The following is a 17,031-nucleotide window of genomic DNA, read 5'->3' on the forward strand; positions in this document are numbered from 1 at the left end:
CTCCAGCAATAGATGGAGGATGAAGCAATGCTTCTCAACTGGGTTGTTCTCTTCAGGGAGATCGAAATCCGCAATCGCCGGATCCGCCGCGATCCCTTGGCCGATCCGCTAGATAAGCCCGAGTGGCGCGCATTTCTCTGGGCCGTTCCGGCAATCGCGCGTCTCGCCGCAAGACGGGGCGGCGAAACAAAGGCGACGCGCCGTGATGATTCACGGATCGGAAAAAGCCTCAGCTTTCGAAGTTCAATCGCAACACGTGGTGCAGGAATTCCGGATTGATCAGCATGTTGAAGCTGATCGTCACCAATTCGCCTTCGCGCTTGACCACGGTCGCACCGATCTCGTCATGGATGCCGAGGATTTCGAGGAAGAAATGGCTCGGCATTTCCAGGTTCGGGCTGACTTCGAGCAATGCGCCGGCAAGCGTGATCGTGCGGATCAGGCAGCGCAGTTGCGTTCCGGTGCTGAGGTGATGGCCGACGAAGATGATGTTGCCGGGCCTGTCGAGATTGAATTCCCTGTAAGCACGTTCCGGCTTGGGGTGTTCTGTGTCGAGGTGCATCTGAAAGGCCCTTTTAGCCTCCGCTTGTAATACGACAGGATATTAGCTGAAGAATGCTGACATTTGCTGAAGAACATCGTTAAGATTGGATGCTTATGTAAAAGCCGCGGGAAAATCGCACCGATTTCGTGCAGATTTGCCCCAAAGTTGCGCATTCCCAAGGCAGATGCGCCATTCTTGACATGTCGGCGGCGTTCGCGCATACAAAGGCCGGTTCGAGGCACCGGCCGCTCGCGGATGAAAATCCATGGTGAAGCCCTCGCGATCATGGTCACGGCCCTTTGTGCATGCTGACTGACGGCAATGCGAGCTCCCATCCGCAGTCGAAGAGCATGCCTTCCGTAGGCTCAGTCCATGACGACGACCTATCCTGCCATTGACGAATTGAAGGCTCAGGCCAAGCGCCTGCGCCAGGCGATGAACGATCGCGGCACCCCGCTGACCCACAGTGCGGCCCTGGAAATGATTGCCCGCCAGCATGGCGCGCGCGATTGGAACACGCTTGCGGCCCTTGCGGCAAAGCCCAATGCTAGCCCGAAGACGCCGCTCTTCGTCGGCGCGCATATTCGCGGCCGCTATCTCAACCAGCCGTTCACCGGCGAAGTTCTGGCGCTCTCGGCCTTGCCGGGCGGCGATCTTCACAGGATCACCATCCATTTCGACGAGCCGGTGGATGTCGTTACCTTCGAGAGCTTCTCGGCCTTTCGCCGGCGTGTGAACGCGCAGATCGATGCCGACGGCGTCTCGCCGAGGAAGACCTCGAACGGCGTGCCGCATCTGGTGCTCGATCTCTAAATTGTTTTTCCATCCTTACAAGCTGTCCAGATCCGGATGATTTAAGCCGGTCTGGGTCTCGCCCGCTATCGCACGGATTTCTCCATGACCGATCTTTCTGAAGGCAATGCCTTTCTCACCGGCTGGCTGCCGGGCGTCTTCATCAAAACGGCGGCACCGATCGTCGCGATCACCACCGTCAACGGCCTGTTCACCGTCGTCGACGCCTGTTTCCTCGGCGCCTATGTCGGCCCGGACGCGCTCTCTGCTGTCAGCCTGATTTTCCCCGGGCTGATGCTGCTGGTCGCCCTGCAATCGCTGGTCTCGAACGGCATGGCGAGCATCCTCGCCCGCCGGCTCGGCGCAGGCAATCGCGATGGGGCGCGTCGGGTGTTTGCCGGTGCGCATGCGCTGGCGCTCGCCGTCACCCTCATCCTCAATCTGGTCTACTGGAGCGCGGGCCGGCAGGTCATCGATGCCGGTGCTGCCGGCAATGGCACTGTTGCCCATGGCGCCATGCTGTTCATGGGCGCGATGATCGCCTGTGCGCCGATCAGCTTCCTCCTGTCGCTGCATCTCGACGGATTGCGCTGCGAAGGTAAGATCGGTTTCATGACGCTGGTGACGCTGTCGGCCTCGCTGCTCAATGTCCTCGCCAACTGGCTGTTCATGGCGGTGATGCATTGGGGTGTGCTCGGTTCGGCAGCCGGCTCCATCGCGTCGCAATTCCTCTGTCTCGCAGCCGTGCTCGCCTATCGCTGGCGCCGGCCGGCGGCACTCAGGCCTTCCCCGGGGTTGGCTCTTGCCGAATGGCGCGACATCGTCGCCTTCGGCGCGCCGATGAGCCTCGGTTTCATCGGCATATCGCTGGCCTCGACCGCGATTCTGATCAATGTCTCGCTCTGGAGCACGCATCATTACGTCGCGACGGTGGCCGCCTATGGCATCATCACCCGGATCATGACCTTCACCTACCTGCCGCTGCTTGGCCTCTCCATCGCGCTGCAGACGATCGCCGGCAACAATCACGGTGCCTGCCTTGGGCTCCGCGTCGGCCGCAGTCTGCAGATCGCCATGCTCGCAGCACTCGTCTATTGCACTCTGGTGGAGATCACCGTCGAGTTGCTGGCGGGCCGACTCGGCGCCGTCTTCGTTGCTGATCCCGCAATTATCGCCGAGGTAAGGCGAATTCTGCCCTGGACGATCGGCGCCTATTTTCTCTTTGGGCAGATGCTGATCCTGTCGTCCTATTTCCAGTCGATCGGCGATGCGCCGCGCGCGGCGATCCTTGGCCTGTCGCGGCCCTATCTGCTCACCCTGCCGCTCACCTTCCTGCTGCCCTTCGTCTTCGGCGAACGGGGAATTTGGATGGTGCCGGTCTTTGCCGAGGCGGGCATGTTCATCCTTGCCTTCCTGGTGCTGTCGCAGAATGGGAAGCGCCGCGGCTGGCGCTACGGGCTTTTACCAACCTGAGACGGAAAAGCCGCGCTCACCAGCGCGGCTCTTGCTGCCATTGTCTATTCCTTGCCGCTCGAAGCGGCCGAGGTAGCGGCTTCCGCCTCGTTCAGAGCCTCGGCGCATTCCTGGCAGCAGACTTCGACAGTCTTGCCGCCGAGCTTGACGGTAATGGTCTCTGCGCCGAGTTCGCAGTCGCAGGCAGCGCATGTGGTCGTCTTCATCTGAGGATCCTCCGTTGATCGTCCCGCGATCGGAACAGGCTGATAAGACCATCGAACACCGGATTGCCGCTGTCGAAATCTTTAGCGACCTCCTGCATAATTCAAAGCGCTGCAGTGTCCCTTACGGTTCTTGAAAAGACATGATGGCGCTCTAGGCTTTCACTTGCGCCGCAGCTGCGCAGCTCGCTGGAATTCGGCCGGAGTCTGCCCGAAAGTCTGCTTGAAGGACGCGCTGAAATGGCTGTGGCTGGAAAAGCCGAGATCGAGACCGAGCACGGTCAGATCCTCATACTGGCCGAGCAGATCGAGCGCGCGGGCAAGCCGCAGCCGTAGCTGGTAGCGATAGAGCGGTGTGGCCTCGACCTGCTGGAAGACCTGGGTGAGATAAACGGGTGAGACGCCCACTTCGGAGGCGATCTCCGAAAGCGTCCAGCGCCGCGCTAGATCGGAGGAAAGCACCAGCTTTGCCCGGTCGACGAGTTTCTGTCGGCCGGCGCTGGCGCCCGCGGCATGCGATGTGCGCTCGCCGAGCGAACGGCGCACGAGCGTCAGCGCCAATATTTCCGCTTCCAGCGTTTCGGCGACGCTGCGGCTGAGACCATGACGCAGGAGAGCGACCAGGGCCTGCGCGCGCGGATCGATCCGTCGGCGCTGGCGGCGGAAGGCAAAAGGCGGGCCGGGCTGCACCTGCTCCTTCGGCGTAAGCTCTTCGAGCATGGATTCGTCGATCGCCAGATCGATGCAGGCGTCGCCGCCCTCGATGGGATGACTGATCCGATATCCCTGGCCGGTATTGAAGAACAAGACCTGATTGGCTTCGGCCACCGTATCATTGCGGCCGACATGCCGCATGAAGACGCCGCGATAGGGATAGACGAGGCTCGTCCTGTGGGCGCATTCCTCGTCGCTTTTGTGCCGGCACTCGCCATTGCAGACGATGTCACGAATGGTGACTGTCTTTGTTTTCAGGAGCGGTGCCGTTGACAACTGCGACATTGCATATTCCGTATCAGACAGGACAGACCGACAGTACTTATAACAGCACTTCAGTATCGGCTGTAGACATGAACATCGCTTTCCGTCTGCCCCCTGGAAAGGCCGATATCCTTCAGCTGCTCATCGGAAAGTTCCATCAACGCATTCAGGTTGCGTCGTTCGCTCACCTTGCGTGCCAGCCAGTGGGCAGCGGTGATGATCGCAAGAAAAAGGCCGGGCCGTATAGAGCGCGAAGAGCGAATATTTCGGGCCGGTATCGTAAAATTCGAGCTGTGCATGGTGATCCTCCATCCGTGTTTGGATGGAGGCAGTGAACCATCAGCGGCGGTTTCGCGCTGTCAGATTATTTAGCGATCTGAGGAAGCCTTCACGCCTTCAGCAGCCACTCATGCTCGGCGGCATTGTGGAATTTCCAGATCCGCTGCGGGCCGGCCATGACGTTGAGGTAATAGAGATCGTAACCATGGCAGGCGGCACAGGGATGGTAGCCCTTCGGCACCAGCGTCACATCGCCGTCCTCGAGCGCCATTGCCTCATCGAGCGAGCGATCGTCGGTGTAGACGCGCTGGAAAGCGAAGCCCTGCGGCGGGTTGAGGCGATGGTAATAGGTCTCTTCCAGGAAGCTCTCGTTCGGCAGGTCGTCCTGGTCGTGTTTGTGCGGCGGATAGGAGGAGGTGTGTCCACCCGGCGTGATCACCTCGACGACCAGCAGCGAATGCGCCGAACTGTCGTCCTCCGGCATGATATTGTTGACGTAGCGCACATTCGTGCCCTTGCCGCGCGTCACCTGCGGATGCGTGCCGGGCGGGATGGCCTTTGCCTGATAGGTACCACCGCCGGGTGCCGAGCAGACCGCGAGCTCCAGATCGGTCTCCGCGGTCACCGACCATGTCGATTCCATCGGGATATAGAGCGCATGCGGAGCGCCTTCGAACGGGTTCATCCGGCCGCCGAGCGTGCCGAAATCCTTGGTGCCGGCAGACGCCTTGCCCTTGCCTGTCACCCAGACGAGGCAGACTTCCCGATCGCCCGTCTCCCCCGAAACGGTCTCGCCCGGCTTCATTCGATGCAGATCGAAGCCGACATAGGTCCAGCCGGCATTTTCCGGGGTGACATGCGTGACGCGGCCGTGGGTGCCGGACGGTTTCACCTTGAGATTTGGCATTGGTGTTTTTCCTCTTAAGTTGGAAAATTCCCTCCCCAACCCCTCCCCACAAGGGGGGCTAACCTCCCGTGCTGTCTCGCCCATATTGCGGCATTCCCTTTTGCAAGGTGGCCGTTGTCTGGTGTGGGCGGTGCCAAGTTAGGTCCCTCCCCTTTGTGGGGAGGGGGAGGGGTCTTGTACTCGCTATCCCTTGGGGAAGCCTTCCGTTTCGACGGTATAACCAGCAGCCGTCATGACGCGCATCAACTCGGCGTGGCCGATCTCGGCCATTTTCTGCGGCGGGGCCTTGCGCGGATCCTGTTCGGCCTCGACAACGAACCAGCCTTCATAGCCGTGATCGGCCAGCCGCTGGACGATGGCGGCGAAATCGAGCGAGCCGTCGCCCGGCACCGTGAAGGCGCCAAGCGCCACCGCATCGAGGAAGGACTGCCGGCTGCGATCCAGCCCATCCACCACCGGCTTGCGGATATCCTTGACGTGAACGTGGTTGATGCGGGCGTGGTGGTTTTCGATGGCGCGCAGCACGTCGCCGCCGGCAAAGGCCAAATGCCCGGCATCGAGCAGCAGCGGGATGCCTTCGCCCGAATGGCGCATGAAGGCGTCGAGTTCCGGCTCGGTTTCGACCACGGCGGCCATGTGATGGTGGTAGGAGAGCGGCATGCCCTGCTCGGCACACCATTCTCCGAACTGGGTGACGCGGTGCGCATAGGCCCTCATCTCGTCATCGGAAAGACGCGGCTTGGTCGCGAGCGGCTTGGAGCGGTCGCCCTGGATGGAGCGGCCGACTTCGCCATAAACGATGCAAGGTGCGGCGACGGCCTTGAACAGTTCGATCATCGGCGCGATACGGTCCTTGTTGGCGGCAAGCTCCTCGTCAACAAGCGTGCCCGAGAACCAACCGCCGCACAGCGTGACGTCGGCGGCGCGAAGGATGGGCAGCATCACCTCGGGATCGTCGGGGAAGCGGCGGCCCTTTTCCATGCCGGTAAAGCCGGCACCGCGTGATTGCCGCAGGCATTCCTCCAGGGACACATCGTCGCTGAGCTCAGGAAGATCGTCGTTCCACCAGGCGATGGGCGACATGCCGAGTTTGGCCTTCATCAACATTCTCCTTAAAAGCATTGCGGAAGAGCCGGGACGCTCCTCCGAGAAATGATAGCACCACAGCGCCGCGCGCCTTTTCAGACGCGCAAAGGACGCTATAGCACCTCGAATTGCTGCATAATTTTGTCCTTAAATCGGTCCCGATTTAAGGAATTATGCAGTAGATTAGCCGATGCGCTGGGCAGCACGTGCTTCGACGTAGCCCTTGCGCGCTTCGTTGACCTGTTCGCGCGGGCTGACCTCAGGCACCGCGACATCCCACCAATGGCCGCCGGCCTCGGTGGTAATGAGCGGATCGGTGTCGATGACGAAGACCGAGGTGCGGTCGTTTTTCTTCGAGTCGGCGATCGCCTGCTCGAGTTCGGCGATCGAGGCGACCTTGACGGCGATGGCGCCCATGCTTTCGGCATGCGCGCGGAAATCGATCTCCGGCATCACCTCGTGGTAGGAGTCCTTCAGCAGATTGTTGAAGTTGGCACCGCCGGTTCCCATTTGCAGCCGGTTGATGCAGCCATAACCGCGATTGTCGAGCAAGACGATATTGAGCTTGATGCCAAGCATGACCGAGGTGGCAATCTCGGAATTCATCATCATGTAGGAACCGTCGCCGACCATGACGACGACATCCCGTTCGGGACGTGCCATCTTGGCGCCGAGCCCGCCGGCAATCTCATAGCCCATGCAGGAAAAGCCGTATTCCATGTGGTAGCTGCCCGGCGCCGTCGCCGGCCAAAGCTTGTGCAATTCGCCGGGAAGGCCGCCTGCAGCACAAAGCACCGTCGTATTTTCGCCGCCGAGCGTGCGCGCCACCGCGCCGATCACCTGCGCATCGGAGGGCAGGGCGGCATTGGTCGTCGCCATCGCCCTGTCCGCTGCCTCCATCCAGACCTTCTTCTCCGCAGCCGCCTTCTCGATGAGGGCTGCCGGCGCCTTCCAGCCCGAAAGCCCTGCCGACAGTGCCTTCAGCCCTTCGCGGGCGTCAGTCACCAGCGGATAACTGTCGTGCTTCACCGCGTCATAGGCGGCGATGTTGAGCCCGATGATCTTGAGGCTGTCGTTCTTGAACAGTGCCCAGGAGCCGGTGGTGAAATCCTGGCAGCGCGTGCCGACGGCGATGACCAGGTCCGTCTCCTCCGCGATCACATTCGCCGCCGACGTGCCGGTGACGCCGACCGAGCCGAGCGCCAGCGGATGGGTTTCGTTGATCGACGACTTGCCGGCCTGGGTGACGACGACGGGGAGGTCGTGAGCCTCGGCAAAGGCGGCAAGCTCCTTCGTCGCCTGCGAATAGAGCACGCCGCCGCCGGCAACGATCACCGGCTTCTGCGACGCCTTGATCAGCGCGATGGCATTCGCCAGTTCGTCCGCATCCGGCTGCGGCCGGCGGGTCGTCCAGACGTTTTCATCGAACAGGCTTTCCGGATAATCGAAGGCTTCTGCCTGAACGTCCTGGCAGAGCGACAATGTTACCGGACCGCAATCGAGGGGATCGGTCAGGACCTGCATGGCGCGCTTCAGCGCTATGATGATCTGCTCGGGCCGGGTAATGCGGTCGAAATAGCGCGAAACCGAACGGAAGGCATCATTGGCCGAAACCGTGCCGTCGCCGAAATCCTCGATTTGCTGCAGCACCGGATCCGGCGCGCGGTTGGCGAAGACGTCGCCCGGCAGGAAGAGAACGGGAATACGATTGACATGCGCCACGCCGGCGGCCGTCACCATGTTCAGCGCCCCGGGGCCGATCGAACTCGTGCAGGCCATGAAGCGCGTTCGGAAATTCGCCTTGGCATAGGCGATTGCGGCATGCGCCATGCCCTGTTCGTTGTGAGCGCGATAGGTGGTCAATTCCTCGCGCACCTGATAGAGCGCCTCGCCGATGCCGGCGACGTTGCCGTGACCGAAGATCGCCCAGACGCCGCCGAAGATCGGCACCTTTTTGCCGTCGACAACAGTCATCTGTACTTTCAAGAAATGCGCGACGGCCTGCGCCATCGTCAACCGTATCGTCTTGCCCATCGGGTCCTCCCGGACTTTTGACTCTCTATCTGTTTTCCCCTCCCCAACTCCTCTCCACAAGGGGAGGGGCTAACCTGCCGGGCTCTCCGCACTCTCGCCGCAACGTCTCGTCCGAAAGGACGCTCGTTCCTGGCGTGAGGCGAGGCCTCAAGTTAATCCCCGCCCCTTGTGGGGAGGGTTGGGGAGGGGGTCTTAGTTCTAAGCCTACTGACGCCCGCGCGTCTTCAACCACGCTTCTGTCAGGTGTCGGAAACGGCCGGCCATATCGGCGATCGCTTCCTCATCATTCATTTCGCCTGAAAGCCAGGCGCGCGCCGGATCGGCAAAGATCGTCCGCCCGACAGCAAAGCCTTTCACGGACGGAGCTGCCAGCGTCGCCTCGAAGCAGGAGATCAGCTCGTCGGCGGGCGCCTCGAGCCCCAGGAGCACGATACCGCGGCACCATGGATCATTTTTGGCGATCACCGCATCGATCTTCTTCCAAGCTCCACGGGATGCTTGCGGCTCCAGTTTCCACCAGTCCGGCTTGATGCCGAGCGCATAGAGTTCCTCCAGCGCGGTCGCGATCGTATCGTCGGTGAGCGGCCCGTTCTTGCCGGCAATGATCTCCACCAGTAGCTCGCGGCCGACCTTGCGGGCGGCCTCGAATAGCGTCCGCAGCTTCTCCTGCTGCTCCGTCTTCAATTCAGCCGGATCATCGGGATGATAGAAACACAGGCACTTGATGCAATGGCCGAGCGGCCATTCCACAAGCTGAGAGCCGATATCCTGGCTGAATTCGAAGCGGAGCGGCTTCGAGCCCGGCAATTCCACCGGCCGGCCGATCCAAGAGAAATTCTTCGTCGCCGCATCGAAGAAAGCGTCGCGGCCGAAGCGTTCGTCGATCAGCATGCCGTAGCCGTCGCGGCCGTTCGAAACCCGCGCCGCTGCCGCCACCGCCAGCCGTTTGAAGGCGACGATCTTCTCATGGCCGACGCCGAGCTCATCGGCGACGCTGACGAGCTGCGAACGGTGGTCGATCGCCAGCGCCATCAAAAGCGGGATTTCGCCGCGCCGGGTCGATGCCCAGTGAATATGGTTGAGCGCCTCGTCCTTGCGCAGCGCCCGGTGCTTGCTGCCGGTCGTCAGGAAGAAGTCGAGTTCCGCCCAGGTCGGATATTCCGGCGAGCAGAGCAGACGAGAGACGGCGAAGGCGCCGCAGGCATTGGCCCAGGTGGCGCAGGTCTTCAGCGGCTCGTCGCGCAGGAAGCCGCGCAGGAAGCCGGACATGAAGGCATCGCCGGCGCCCAGCACGTTGAAGACCTCGATCGGGAAACCCTGGCCGATGATGCCGGCTTCGAGATCGTCGGCGATCGGCCCGTCATAGACGATGCAGCCCATGGCGCCGCGCTTGAGCACGATCGTCGCCGGCGACAGCCGACGGATCTCCTTGAGCGCGCCGAGTACGTCGTCGGCGCCGGAAGCGATCAGGATTTCCTCTTCGGTGCCGACGATGAGGTCGCAATCCGGCAGCGTCTCCTTCATCTTCGAGGAGACCCGGTCGGATTTTACGTAGCGTTCGAAGCCTTCCGCATGGCCGGCAAGGCCCCAGAGGTTCGGCCGGTAATCGATGTCGAAGATCACTTTGCGGCCGTTCGCCTTGGCGATGCGGATAGCTTTGCGCTGCGCGGCCTCGGTATTCGGCCGCGAGAAATGCGTGCCGGAAACGAGAACGGCGCGCGACGATCTGATGAAATCTTCGTCGATATCGCCTTCATCGAGCGCCATGTCGGCACAGTCCGACCGATAGAAGATCATCGGCGATACGCCCTCGGCCTCGACTGCCAGCAGCACCAGCGCCGTCAGCCGCTCCTTGTCGGTGACGATGCCGTCTGTCGCCACACCTTCGCGCGCCGACTGCTCGCGGATGAAGCGTCCCATCTGCTCGTCGCCGACGCGGGTGATGAGGCCGGATTTTAGGCCGAGCCGAGCCGTGCCGATGGCGATATTGGCGGGGCAGCCGCCGACGGACTTGGCGAAGGAGCCGATATCCTCCAGCCGCGAACCGATCTGCTGGCCGTAAAGATCGACCGAGGAACGGCCGATGGTGATCACATCAAGCGCCGGCTCCGGCTGTGAACCCGGATTCGATTGTACCATGATGTCCTCCCGCTAGATTTTGCGCGGCTTCCAGTGCCTGCGAATTTTCAATAATGAAACATCGGTTCCGATATTTTGTCAATTCGGAATGTTTATTCCATTTTGCCTTTTACAGGTTTTGACTGCTGACGCTTGCGCCGCCGCTCGGCGATTGCAACCGGCAGTGCCATAGTGAGCGCCATCGAGGCCGAAAGCGAGCGGAAGCCGGCGAAATCGGCCTCCGCCACCTCGAACCAGTGTGTGGCGCAGGCGGCAAGCGGCGAAAAGGCCGAATCGGTGATCGCAATGACGGGGACGCCGCGGTCGGCAAGCTCCTGACTCTGGCTAAGGCTGTCGGCCGCATAGGGCGAGAAGCTCGCCGCGATCGCTGCGTCCTTCGGTGATGCGAACTGGACCATTTCAGGGTCGACGCCGTTCGGTGAGGCGACGATCTGGTGGCGGATGTTGAGCTTGGAAAAAGCGTAGGTCATGTGCGCCGTCAAAGGGTAAGAGCGCCGTTTGGCGATCAGATAGATCGTTTCGGCGTTAGCAAGGATATTCACCGCTTTGGTGAAAGTATCGCTCTGCACCGTCGCCGCCAGCCGATTGACCGACTGGTTTGCCGCGGCAATGAAGCCGGAGAGCAGATTGGCGTCCTCATCGTCGCCGTTCGATTGCTCGAGCGTGACGAGGCGCTCTTCGTAGCTCAGCGTCCGGTCCCGCAATCTTTCGCGAAAGATGCTCTGCAGGTCGGAAAAGCCTCCATAACCCAGATGATGCGCCAAGCGCACCAGCGTCGAGGGCTGGACGTCGGAGGCTGCCGCGATGCTTGCCGTCGTTCCGAAGGCGATTTCGTCGGGATTGCCGAGCGCGAAGGCAGCGACCTGCGCCAGCCGCTTCGGCATGCTCGCCTTGCGCTCGATGATGGCGCTACGCAGGCTTTCGAAATCGCGCGGCACACGCGCGTGCCTCTGGGGATCGTTATCCATGCTTACGGCTCACGAGATGAAACAAACATTCCATATTATCGAACATAAACGATTTCAAACGACACGGCCAATTGTTTTTAATCCCCTGTAATTGAAGGCTTTTAAACAATCTGCTCGGGAAGGGCGTAGAAATGCCTGCGAGCAGGTCCTTGTCAAAATGATCCAAATATTCCAAAAATCCGCGCACAGCTCTGGAGGAGACGGAAATGAAGCCACTCGGCATCGGTTTGATCGGCACTGGTTATATGGGCAAGTGCCATGCGCTGGCGTGGAATGCGGTAAAGACGGTGTTCGGCGATGTCGAGCGTCCGCGTCTTGTGCATCTGGCGGAAGCCAATGCCGAGCTTGCTAAGACTCGTGCCGGTGAATTCGGTTTCGAGAAGGCGACGGCCGACTGGCGGGCGCTGATCGCCGACCCCGAGGTCGACGTGGTCTCCGTCACCACGCCCAATCAGTTTCACCCCGAGATGGCGATTGCAGCCATCGAGGCCGGCAAGCATGTCTGGTGCGAAAAACCCATGGCGCCGGCCTATGCCGATGCCGAGCGCATGCTGGAAACGGCGAAGCGATCCGGCAAGGTTGCCGCCCTTGGCTATAATTATATTCAGAATCCCGTCATGCGGCATATCAGGACGCTGATTGGCGAAGGCGCCATCGGCACGGTCAATCATATCCGCGTCGAGATGGATGAGGATTTCATGGCCGATGCCGATGTCTTCTTTTATTGGAAGAGCGAGCTTTCCGCCGGCTACGGCGCGCTCGACGACTTCGCCGTCCACCCGCTGTCACTGCTCTGGTATCTCTTCGGCCATGTCGAGGCCGTCATAACGGATATGGTAAAACCCTATGCCGACCGCCCGCTGAGCGAGGGTGGCCGCCGTGCCGTCGAAAACCACGATGGCGCCAACGTGCTGATGCGGCTTGGCGGCGGCATCTCCGCCGTGTTGATGGCGAATCGCGCCGCCTGGGGCCGTAAGGGCCGCATCGCCCTGCAGATTTTCGGCTCGAAAGGCTCGATCGTCTACGACCAGGAGCGCATGAACGAATTCGAACTCTATCAGGCCGACGGCCGCGGCTCCGAACAGGGCTTCCGCAAGATACTGGCGGCACCTGCCCATCGGCCTTATGATCGGTTCATTCCGGCACCAGGCCACGGCCTCGGCTTCAACGATCTGAAGGTCATCGAATGCCGCGAGCTGATCCGGGCAATATCAGGCGAGCCGTCGTCGATCGTGACATTCGAAGACGGTCTCAGGATAGAGAAGTCGGTGCATGCCATGGCACAGTCCTTCCACGAGCGCCGCTGGATCGAGATCGGCTGAATGTAAGAGGCCGCTTTCCGTTGACGGCGCACGGGCTACCGCATAATTCCTGAAATCGGGATCGATTTCAGGGATTATGCAGAAACTCAAAATGCGACAGCGTCCTTTGCGTGTCTGAAAGATGCGCGGCGCTTTACGGGACAGGCCTTGGCGTGGGTGTCGGGCGCAGCTTCAGGAGTGAGATCGTGACGGATAGACTGGTGATCATCGGCGCGGGACAGGCCGGTTTCGCATTGGCGGCCAAGCTGCGTGCGTTGAAGGATGCGCGCCCGATCACCCTCCTCGGCGCCGAGGAGGTCGCTCCCTATCAGCGTCCGCCACTGTCAAAGAAATACCTGCTCGGTGAAATGGCCTTCGACCGCCTGCTGTTCCGCGCCGAGCACTGGTATGCAGACAATGACGTCGATCTTCGCCGTTCAACCTGGGCCGAGCAGATCAAACCGGACAGCAAGCAGGTTCTGCTGCAGGACGGCTCTGTTCTCGATTACGGCACGCTGGCGCTGACCACCGGTTCGACGCCGCGCCGGCTGCCGGCCGCGATCGGCGGCGATCTCGAAGGCGTCTATGTCGCCCGCGACAAGCGCGATGCCGACCTGCTTGCCGACGAGATGCGTCCCGGTCGCCGCGTCCTCATCATCGGCGGCGGTTATATCGGTCTCGAGGCGGCGGCCGTTGCCCGCCATCGCGGCCTGGAAGTCACCGTCATCGAGATGGCCGACCGCATCCTGCAGCGCGTCGCGGCGAAGGAGACGGCCGACATCATGCGCGCGATCCACGAGACACATGAGGTGGTGATCCGCGAGAAGACAGGGCTCAAGCATTTGATCGGCAAGGATGGCCGCGTCACCGGCGCCGCACTTTCCGACGGATCGGTCATCGACCTCGATTTCGCCGTCGTCGGCATCGGCGTCGCGCCGAACGACCAGCTTGCCAAGGAAGCCGGCCTCGAAGTCGCCAACGGCATTGTCGTCGACGAATTCGCCCGCACCTCCGATCCGGCGATCTTTGCGGCCGGCGATTGCGCCGCACTTCCCTGGCAGGGCGGCCGCATCAGGCTCGAATCGGTGCAGAACGCCGTCGACCAGGCCGAAGCAGCGGCAGCCGTCATCGCCGGCGGCAACGAGCCTTATGCGCCGAAGCCGTGGTTCTGGTCCGACCAATATGACGTCAAGCTGCAGATTGCCGGCTTCAATCTCGGTTATGACGAGACGCTGCTGCGTCCCGGCACCCGCGAAGGCGCACATTCGGTCTGGTACTTCCGGAACGGCGTGCTGATCGCCGTCGATGCGATCAACGACGCGAAAGCCTATGTGACCGGCAAAAAACTGCTGGAATCCGGGACCAATCCCGACAAGTTGATTCTCGCCGACCCTTCTGCTGACCTTAAGAGCCTGCTCGGCTGAGATCGGCCTCCTCATCGAAGAGAACGAAGCGCGATCAAATTCCGCGGATCTCGGCAGGAGGCGAGGCCTATTTGCGCAACCAGCCGAATTGCCGCTCGCTGCATTTCTTCTGGTGAAAGCTCAAAAAACCCTTGCATTCACAGACCGGTCGCCATAGTTAGGCCGCACCGGAGAGGTGGCCGAGTGGTCGAAGGCGCTCCCCTGCTAAGGGAGTATACGTCAAAAGCGTATCGTGGGTTCGAATCCCATCTTCTCCGCCATTCTGATTTCCTGAGCGGCTGTCGATCTTTAGTTTCTGCCAGAGAATCACATTCGCTTAGTCGGCTAGGTCTAGGGCCGCACGAATGAGAAAATCTCTCCCGCCCTGAAGCGAGAGAATCGGTTTGCGGGAATCACCTCCCGCGCTCATGCCCGGCAGCTGGTAAAAGCGGATCGGTGCATGTCCGGTTACGCTTCCGACAATCCTGATATTCCCCGCAAGGCCTGGATTTTGTCAAAAAAGTGTCACGAATGTGTCGCAAAACGTATGTCCAATTCTTTGTTAACCCGACCTAAGCAGCCGCAAAATCAGGGTTTTCTTAACAAAGCATAAAGGAAATCGAGGCCGGATGCCCAACTTGTGTCCTTTCAGCAACAGGATCTCGGGAAGGCTCCGCCAAACCCCCTGTCCGAGTAAGTTGGTGATTGCGTGACGGCTCCCGTCTTGTATTTTCAGCGTCGGAAGCAAGGGCGACTGATCGTCCACTTCTTGAAACACGGGGATGGGGCAGGGAACGCTGCTCAGCGAAAGATCCCAAACCCGATCGAAACTTTGAATTGGAGGTCATTTATGAACATCAAGAGCCTTCTTCTCGGCTCCGCTGCTGCTCTCGCAGTAGTTTCCGGTGCTCAGGCTGCTGACGCTATCGTTGCTGCCGAACCGGAACCGGTTGAATATGTTCGCGTCTGCGACGCTTACGGCACCGGCTACTTCTACATCCCGGGCACCGAAACCTGCCTCAAGATCAACGGCTACATCCGTTTCCAGGTTAACGTTGCTGACGACGTCGGCGGCGATTCGGATTGGGATGCAACGACCCGCGGTCAGGTTCAGTTCACGGCCAAGAGCGACACCGAGTACGGTCCGCTGACCGGCGTCATCGTCATGCAGTTCAATGCTGACAATGCCACCGATCAGACTTCCAAGCTCGACTCCGCTTACCTCGACGTTGCCGGCTTCCGCGCCGGTCTGTTCTACAGCTGGTGGGACGATGGTCTCTCTGGCGAAACCGACGACATCGGTTCGGTCGTAACGCTCCACAACTCGATCCGCTATCAGTATGAAACCAGCGATTTCTACGCTGGCATCAGCGTCGACGAACTGGAAGACGGCGTTTACAAGGCCGGCGAAGAAGCCAACAACGTTGGCGTTGCTGTCGGTCTCGGCGGCAAGGCCGGCGCATTCAGCTACCAGGTCACTGCGGGCTACGACGTCGACAACGAAGACGGTGCTGTCCGTGCAATGGGTACGGTTGACATCGGCCCCGGCACGCTCGGCCTCGCCGGCGTATACTCTTCCGGCCCGAACTCCTACTACTCCTCGGCTGAATGGGCTGTGGCTGCCGAATACGCAATCAAGGCAACCGACAAGCTGAAGATCACCCCGGCCGTTCAGTACTACGGCAACTACTTCGGCGGCTCCAAGGTCGTTCCGGATGACTTCGACGGTCTCGGCGATGCCTGGAAGGTCGGTCTGACGGTTGATTACCAGATCGTCGACAACTTCTACGCCAAGGCTTCGGTTCAGTACCTCGATCCGGATGATGGTGACGACACAACTTCGGGCTACTTCCGCCTGCAGCGTTCGTTCTAATCTGATCTGACTTCGGTCAATCAGGAAAGCCCGGCTCTTGAGCCGGGCTTTTTTGTATTTCGACAAATGGCAGGGATAGGTGCCGGATGTCCGGCGTCAATCAGGCAATCCGCAGGTGGCGAGAAATGCTCCAATCGCTGCGGGAGTACCGGCGTGATGCAGAAGGGGTGCGTGTCCCTGTCCATCGGCAGCATGCAGGATCAACCTCGGATGCCGGCGCGCCATTTCATCGGCGGTCTCCTTTGAAAGCAGAGACGTATTTTCGCCGCGGATCAGCATTAGTGGAAATCGGCTCAAGCGGTCGAATTGCTCCCAGAGATCGGGCATCGGCTGGCTGAAATCGACCGATTTCAGTGCCTCCGCGATCGCCGGATCGAAATCGGCGACAGGTCTTCCATCGATATCCCGATAGAGGGCAAGCGCCATCTCGTGCCAATCTTCTTCTGCAAGCGTGGTAAATGAAGCGCCATGATTTTCCTTCAATATAACGGCCGCCTCGTTCCAGTCCCCCGGCTTCCTGCCGCTGTTGAGGTAGTCGCGAATTCTCGCCAGACCCTCAGCCTCAAGCGCAGGCCCGATATCGTTGAGGATGACGGCTTCGAGAAGATCCGGCCGTGTCGCCGCGATCAGGTGCAGGATTAGCCCGCCTCGCGACGTGCCGATGAAGATCGCCCGCTCGATGCCGAGCGCCGCGCAGGCGGCGATGACGTCGCCGGCCTCGATGGCGAGATTGTAGTTCGCCTTGTTCTCATCCCAAGCCGAATTCCCCCGCCCGCGCGAATCGAGCGCAATCACCCTGCGTGGCGCCGTCGTGTCGCGGGAAAGAAGCAGCGCCAGCGGATGAAAATCCCGCGTATTGCGGGTCAGGCCTGGCAGGCAGATCACCGGCAGCCGTCCGGGGCTTGCCGCCCCGTCGGGCCGGTAGTCGCGGGCATAAAGCCTCAGCCCATCGGCAGACGTGTAAAATCGTTCCTGGAAACCAACCGCATCCGTATCCGGCATCGCATCCCCCGAGGCCTGTTTGATCCCGCAGATGTAGCTTGCTTTTCGA

16 protein-coding genes and 1 tRNA gene are annotated in these 17,031 nt (G+C 60.8%); 7 read left to right on the forward strand and 10 right to left on the reverse strand.

Features of this window, described 5'->3' with window-relative positions:
• Nucleotides 1-27 precede the first annotated feature (27 nt).
• Nucleotides 28-279, forward strand: coding sequence for a hypothetical protein (locus N1937_RS06195; RefSeq protein ID WP_246726028.1), 252 nt, complete (start codon nt 28-30; stop codon nt 277-279).
• Here N1937_RS06195 and N1937_RS06200 read toward each other — a convergent pair.
• Entirely contained in the window at nt 230-562 is a 333-nt protein-coding gene (locus N1937_RS06200; RefSeq protein ID WP_162118999.1) for a hypothetical protein, read from the reverse strand. The genes N1937_RS06195 and N1937_RS06200 overlap by 50 nt on opposite strands.
• A gap of 354 nt (nt 563-916) precedes the next feature.
• Between N1937_RS06200 and N1937_RS06205 the strand changes: the two genes are divergently transcribed.
• A complete protein-coding gene (locus N1937_RS06205; protein WP_017963646.1) occupies nt 917-1,357 on the forward strand; it encodes a glyoxalase superfamily protein in 441 nt (146 codons plus the stop codon).
• An 84-nt stretch (nt 1,358-1,441) separates the two neighbouring features.
• Nucleotides 1,442-2,809 carry an MATE family efflux transporter gene (locus tag N1937_RS06210; RefSeq protein ID WP_260057922.1) on the forward strand — a complete coding sequence of 456 codons (1,368 nt, stop codon included), beginning with the start codon at nt 1,442-1,444 and terminating at the stop codon, nt 2,807-2,809.
• Between the two features lie 44 nt (nt 2,810-2,853).
• On the opposite strand, the gene N1937_RS06215 is transcribed toward N1937_RS06210, so the two are convergent.
• The 8 genes from N1937_RS06215 to N1937_RS06250 form a co-directional block, all read right to left on the reverse strand.
• On the reverse strand, nt 2,854-3,015 hold the full coding sequence (locus N1937_RS06215; RefSeq protein ID WP_260057924.1) for a hypothetical protein: 162 nt from the start codon (nt 3,013-3,015) through the stop codon (nt 2,854-2,856).
• Nucleotides 3,016-3,174: 159 nt separating this feature from the next.
• On the reverse strand, nt 3,175-4,011 hold the full coding sequence (locus N1937_RS06220) for a helix-turn-helix transcriptional regulator (protein WP_260057926.1): 837 nt from the start codon (nt 4,009-4,011) through the stop codon (nt 3,175-3,177).
• Between the two features lie 50 nt (nt 4,012-4,061).
• Entirely contained in the window at nt 4,062-4,289 is a 228-nt protein-coding gene (locus N1937_RS06225; protein ID WP_018071028.1) for a DUF1127 domain-containing protein, read from the reverse strand.
• Nucleotides 4,290-4,378: 89 nt separating this feature from the next.
• A complete protein-coding gene (gene iolB, locus N1937_RS06230; protein ID WP_017963650.1) occupies nt 4,379-5,176 on the reverse strand; it encodes a 5-deoxy-glucuronate isomerase in 798 nt (265 codons plus the stop codon).
• 183 nt (nt 5,177-5,359) lie between these two features.
• The gene (gene iolE / locus N1937_RS06235; protein WP_162118529.1) at nt 5,360-6,277 is read right to left on the reverse strand and encodes a myo-inosose-2 dehydratase; all 918 of its coding nucleotides are present in this window, start codon (nt 6,275-6,277) and stop codon (nt 5,360-5,362) included.
• Between the two features lie 168 nt (nt 6,278-6,445).
• Entirely contained in the window at nt 6,446-8,296 is a 1,851-nt protein-coding gene (gene iolD, locus N1937_RS06240; protein ID WP_260057928.1) for a 3D-(3,5/4)-trihydroxycyclohexane-1,2-dione acylhydrolase (decyclizing), read from the reverse strand.
• 204 nt (nt 8,297-8,500) lie between these two features.
• Nucleotides 8,501-10,435: a bifunctional 5-dehydro-2-deoxygluconokinase/5-dehydro-2-deoxyphosphogluconate aldolase gene (locus N1937_RS06245; RefSeq protein WP_222293213.1), complete on the reverse strand. Its 1,935-nt coding sequence runs from the start codon at nt 10,433-10,435 to the stop codon at nt 8,501-8,503.
• A 92-nt stretch (nt 10,436-10,527) separates the two neighbouring features.
• A complete protein-coding gene (locus N1937_RS06250; RefSeq protein WP_260057930.1) occupies nt 10,528-11,403 on the reverse strand; it encodes a MurR/RpiR family transcriptional regulator in 876 nt (291 codons plus the stop codon).
• Nucleotides 11,404-11,609: 206 nt separating this feature from the next.
• On the opposite strand from N1937_RS06250, the gene N1937_RS06255 reads away from it, so the two are divergent.
• From N1937_RS06255 to N1937_RS06270, 4 genes are all read left to right on the forward strand, one after another.
• Nucleotides 11,610-12,725 (forward strand): Gfo/Idh/MocA family protein, encoded by a 1,116-nt coding sequence (locus N1937_RS06255; protein ID WP_260057932.1) that lies wholly within the window; start codon nt 11,610-11,612, stop codon nt 12,723-12,725.
• A gap of 185 nt (nt 12,726-12,910) precedes the next feature.
• Nucleotides 12,911-14,128: an NAD(P)/FAD-dependent oxidoreductase gene (locus tag N1937_RS06260; RefSeq protein ID WP_260057933.1), complete on the forward strand. Its 1,218-nt coding sequence runs from the start codon at nt 12,911-12,913 to the stop codon at nt 14,126-14,128.
• Nucleotides 14,129-14,297: 169 nt separating this feature from the next.
• Nucleotides 14,298-14,388: transfer RNA gene (locus N1937_RS06265), tRNA-Ser, on the forward strand.
• A 569-nt stretch (nt 14,389-14,957) separates the two neighbouring features.
• The gene (locus N1937_RS06270; protein ID WP_260057934.1) at nt 14,958-15,980 is read left to right on the forward strand and encodes a porin; all 1,023 of its coding nucleotides are present in this window, start codon (nt 14,958-14,960) and stop codon (nt 15,978-15,980) included.
• A gap of 96 nt (nt 15,981-16,076) precedes the next feature.
• Here the strand turns inward: N1937_RS06270 and N1937_RS06275 are convergent, their stop codons facing one another.
• The gene (locus N1937_RS06275) at nt 16,077-16,982 is read right to left on the reverse strand and encodes an alpha/beta fold hydrolase (RefSeq protein ID WP_260057936.1); all 906 of its coding nucleotides are present in this window, start codon (nt 16,980-16,982) and stop codon (nt 16,077-16,079) included.
• Between the last annotated feature and the right edge of the window lie 49 nt (nt 16,983-17,031).

Origin of the sequence: Rhizobium sp. WSM4643 (assembly GCF_025152745.1) — a bacterium.
In the GTDB taxonomy this organism is placed as follows: domain Bacteria; phylum Pseudomonadota; class Alphaproteobacteria; order Rhizobiales; family Rhizobiaceae; genus Rhizobium; species Rhizobium leguminosarum_I.

Excerpts from the sequence above, each read along its gene's own strand:
- N1937_RS06195 (WP_246726028.1), top strand. The coding sequence starts at position 28 with ATGCTTCTCAACTGGGTTGTTCTCTTCAGGGAGATCGAAATCCGCAAT.
- N1937_RS06200 (WP_162118999.1), bottom strand. The coding sequence starts at position 562 with ATGCACCTCGACACAGAACACCCCAAGCCGGAACGTGCTTACAGGGAA.
- N1937_RS06205 (WP_017963646.1), top strand. The coding sequence starts at position 917 with ATGACGACGACCTATCCTGCCATTGACGAATTGAAGGCTCAGGCCAAG.
- N1937_RS06210 (WP_260057922.1), top strand. The coding sequence starts at position 1,442 with ATGACCGATCTTTCTGAAGGCAATGCCTTTCTCACCGGCTGGCTGCCG.
- N1937_RS06215 (WP_260057924.1), bottom strand. The coding sequence starts at position 3,015 with ATGAAGACGACCACATGCGCTGCCTGCGACTGCGAACTCGGCGCAGAG.
- N1937_RS06220 (WP_260057926.1), bottom strand. The coding sequence starts at position 4,011 with ATGTCGCAGTTGTCAACGGCACCGCTCCTGAAAACAAAGACAGTCACC.
- N1937_RS06225 (WP_018071028.1), bottom strand. The coding sequence starts at position 4,289 with ATGCACAGCTCGAATTTTACGATACCGGCCCGAAATATTCGCTCTTCG.
- iolB (WP_017963650.1), bottom strand. The coding sequence starts at position 5,176 with ATGCCAAATCTCAAGGTGAAACCGTCCGGCACCCACGGCCGCGTCACG.
- iolE (WP_162118529.1), bottom strand. The coding sequence starts at position 6,277 with ATGAAGGCCAAACTCGGCATGTCGCCCATCGCCTGGTGGAACGACGAT.
- iolD (WP_260057928.1), bottom strand. The coding sequence starts at position 8,296 with ATGGGCAAGACGATACGGTTGACGATGGCGCAGGCCGTCGCGCATTTC.
- N1937_RS06245 (WP_222293213.1), bottom strand. The coding sequence starts at position 10,435 with ATGGTACAATCGAATCCGGGTTCACAGCCGGAGCCGGCGCTTGATGTG.
- N1937_RS06250 (WP_260057930.1), bottom strand. The coding sequence starts at position 11,403 with ATGGATAACGATCCCCAGAGGCACGCGCGTGTGCCGCGCGATTTCGAA.
- N1937_RS06255 (WP_260057932.1), top strand. The coding sequence starts at position 11,610 with ATGAAGCCACTCGGCATCGGTTTGATCGGCACTGGTTATATGGGCAAG.
- N1937_RS06270 (WP_260057934.1), top strand. The coding sequence starts at position 14,958 with ATGAACATCAAGAGCCTTCTTCTCGGCTCCGCTGCTGCTCTCGCAGTA.
- N1937_RS06275 (WP_260057936.1), bottom strand. The coding sequence starts at position 16,982 with ATGCCGGATACGGATGCGGTTGGTTTCCAGGAACGATTTTACACGTCT.